The 3216-nt window shown below is 52.4% G+C and carries 2 protein-coding genes and 2 pseudogenes; all 4 read right to left on the bottom strand.

Annotated features, from left to right (window positions below; genetic code table 11):
- A pseudogene (gene tssI, locus CXF97_RS13870) lies at positions 1–798 on the bottom strand (type VI secretion system tip protein TssI/VgrG); the annotation flags it as partial.
- Positions 794–1918 (bottom strand): type VI immunity family protein, encoded by a 1125-nt coding sequence (locus CXF97_RS13865; protein WP_101159020.1) that lies wholly within the window; start codon positions 1916–1918, stop codon positions 794–796. The gene CXF97_RS13865 and the pseudogene tssI, both read right to left, overlap by 5 nt.
- A gap of 11 nt (positions 1919–1929) precedes the next feature.
- Positions 1930–2403 (bottom strand): hypothetical protein, encoded by a 474-nt coding sequence (locus CXF97_RS13860; protein ID WP_256589824.1) that lies wholly within the window; start codon positions 2401–2403, stop codon positions 1930–1932.
- A 212-nt stretch (positions 2404–2615) separates the two neighbouring features.
- Positions 2616–3216 (bottom strand): annotated as a pseudogene (locus CXF97_RS13855) (type VI secretion system tip protein VgrG); the annotation flags it as partial.

Genomic DNA, 3216 nt, shown 5'->3' with positions numbered 1-3216 from the left:
ATCGGCGCGCGGATGTTCGGCGAGTGTGAGGAAATGGCCGCTGGTGAGGGTCGGTTCGTCACCTTTGCCTTCGGCGAGTTTGTAGTCGCTGCGATGGCGTTCGAGGGCGCGGGTCGAGAGGAACTTGCCGCGCTCGCGGGTGGTGAAGCGGCCTGGGTAATCGTAGTCTTCCAGGTCCGGGGCAAACTCGGATTTCGCCGCGCCTTCGGGCAGCAGCTTGGGTTTTTCGAAATCATAGTCGCGACGGCTGACGCGGGTGGTGCGGGTTTCCAGGCGCAGGTTGAAGCGCTTGATCACCGGCTTCTCGGCGGCCATGCCGGAGTCCTGCTGGTAGCTGACCGGCTTCAGTTTGCGGAACACCGTCTGGTCGTCGCCGAACACCAGTTTGTGGCCGCTGCGGCTGTGCTGGAAGTGGAAGTGAATGCCTTCTTCTTCGCACAGACGCTGGATGAAATGCAGGTCGGACTCGTCGTATTGCACGCAATACTCACGCTCCGGGTACTCGGCGTTGAGCTGGAAGCTGTAGGCGTCAGAGAGAATGCCGCGATCTTCCAGCACCTGGGCGATGATTTTCGGCACCGTCAGTTGCTGGAAGATCTGCTGATCATGGTTGTGCTGAAGATAGGCCAGTTGCGGCATCAGGCTGATGCTGTAGCGGGTCAGGGTCTTGCCGGAGTCGCCCTGCTCGATGCGATAGACCTGGCCGTGAATCTTGCCTTCGCCGGTGGCGCCGAAGGTCAGGCAGGCGCGCTTGTGCAGCAGCTCTTCGAGCTTCAGGTCGGGGCTGGTTAGCTCAATCCTCTCCTGACCAATACCAAAGGGTATCGCCCCAATTCGAACCGCTGAAACTCGGTAAAATTTCCCCTTGATCGAAGTACCTACGGGATTCTTTTTGCGCTGGGGTAAACCAGTATCCTGCCATGCTACAAGGCTGACCTGCTTCAAGCCGTGCGGGTGATTTTGAGCGATTTTCTTCTTGGTCGAAGCGAGAATACCAACGCGCGGAGCTGTCTTCTTCGAAGCAGTTTCCGTAAGGGGAATAAGTATGCAATTGATCAGGCGTGGGAATCCGCAACGATTTGAAGACTTGATTCACTGAAATATACGCCGCTGGCAAAGCTTCATTAATTGAGCCTAGGTCAGGAAGGTTGCCGGCGCGAACAATCAGCCCATATTGATATTCAAAAACCTCTACATCGCCGCGCCCGCTGAAGGAATGACTTATAGCGTCTATGCCTCCAAGCTTTTCGGTAAATCGATTGCTAACAATAGTATACCAATTGATGCCTTTAATGTGGTCTAGCAGTTCGCGTTTGAAGTTCGTGACTAAAGAATCGACTTCAAGACCTCTATACTGCTGGGCAAGTTGGAATTCCATAGGCATGTAACTATCGAAATCAAATGGCAAAATGCTGGAAAGTCCGCCATAACCGTGATCGGCCTTAACTTTATCGGCTAAGTAAATAATCCAGTCTTGGTAACGAGCCGCGCCATCGGGTTCATTCAGTATGGTCCATGGTAACGTCATTTTAATAAATGAACGTCTTTGATCGCCATGTACTTCAAAAGAATTCAATGCGGATAGGCTGTATTCCGAGGCTTCGTTAGCCGACCCAGCACTGCTGATGTGCCATTCATACTGTTCGTTTGGGCCGGTTTCGAGAATGTTCAATATTTTTTTATTGAAGTTTACATCTGTGAGCTTTTTGTATCTTCCATCATATTGGCCCTTCAAATGCTGGCCGAATTCTTCTTTGAATCTTTCGAAACACTGCGTGACGGCTTGCTTGCTTTGCGGCGTATAGCCCTCTTTGAAATATAACGTGGCAATCAATCCCAGTTTTATAACTGGGGTGCCATCCGGTAATTCAAAAGTAAGACCGGGAGCTTGCTCAGTCAGTTTTTCCAATGCGTTCATAGTTTTCTCTATTATCCTGCGGACACTGCTGCGGTGACGGCAGCACCACCTAAAATACTCGCTAGCAACGCCCAAGAAACCTGTGCTAATCGGACGATAACTAGTATGGCCGCAACTATTGCTGCGGGAACTCCTGCCGCTACAAGTGCTGCACCAATGGCGAATGCAACAACCACCGTGGCTACCACAGTCCCGACTCCAATCAAGACCTGCATCCAGTCAATTTCTTTGAGCATATCAACGGTCAAATCTGTGTAATGTTGAATTTCTTTCCACGCGGCGCGTAATTGTGCGTCTGTCCAGCTAATGACCTGAGCGCCAGTTTCACTGACCCATTCCCACGCTTTTTTAGACTCGCGTCTGATCCATTGTCCCTTAACTCCCAGCCAAGTGGCCGCATCTTCCAGGTTTTGTTGAACTTCATCGGAAAGAATGCGGATTCCTTTGGCCCCCTGTTCCAATAGACCATCCACTGCTTCTTGCACCTGCTGTGTCCAGCTTTCTACGTGTGCAGGTTTGGGGGTAACTGTCGGACCATACGCCGGCACAGGAACAGGTGCAGGTCGAGGAGCTTGCCCTGGTTCGCCTGAAGGCGGCAATAAAACGGGCCATTGTAGAGGGTTAAACTCACCGGTCGGTTTATGTTCCCTGTTGTATTGGTTATCACGCTCACGTTCACCGTCATCACGGCAATCGTTTATTTCCAACACAGAAAACCGCTTCGGGTCAACGTATATGGGCTCGCTATTAGTGGCTCACCTGTTTTCTCATCCTGAAGCAGGTATCTAGCTTTGTGACTTCGTGGCGCATTTTCGAGTAATTTCCCGAATTTATCCTTGTCTGCGAGCCCTGGAATCAACGGCGCCAGAATCCCAATCCCTGCCCCCACCCCCGGCGCACCACCGGTATTTACCTTCACCTCTGCGCCGCTAATCGTGACACCACCCGCATCCACCTTCACAAAACTCCCGCCTGCCTTGGCCGTTAGTTCCATGCCACCCTCAACCACCACCTTGTCACCAGCGTGATAGTGAATCTCCGTCCCAGCCTCCACAAACTGGCCAGTCCCCACCTTCACATGCTGCGTCACACCCACCGTCAGGTGATCATCCGCGCGCATTTCGCTGATGCGGTCCAGATGGGTGATGCGGTGTTCTTCGACCTTGAACTCGCTCAAGACGTTAGCTTCAACAGTGTCATGCCGTTCGTTGCCGACGCGGATTTTCTGGTCGTGTTCGATGTTTTCATCCCAGTCGCGCTGGGCGTGGATGTAGATCTGTTCGGCGCCTTTTTTGTCC

It is taken from the genome of Pseudomonas sp. Choline-02u-1 (genome assembly GCF_002836515.1).
GTDB lineage: Bacteria > Pseudomonadota > Gammaproteobacteria > Pseudomonadales > Pseudomonadaceae > Aquipseudomonas.
The sequence above is the reverse complement of the archived record's forward strand: the minus strand, read 5'-3'. Positions and strand labels throughout refer to the sequence as shown.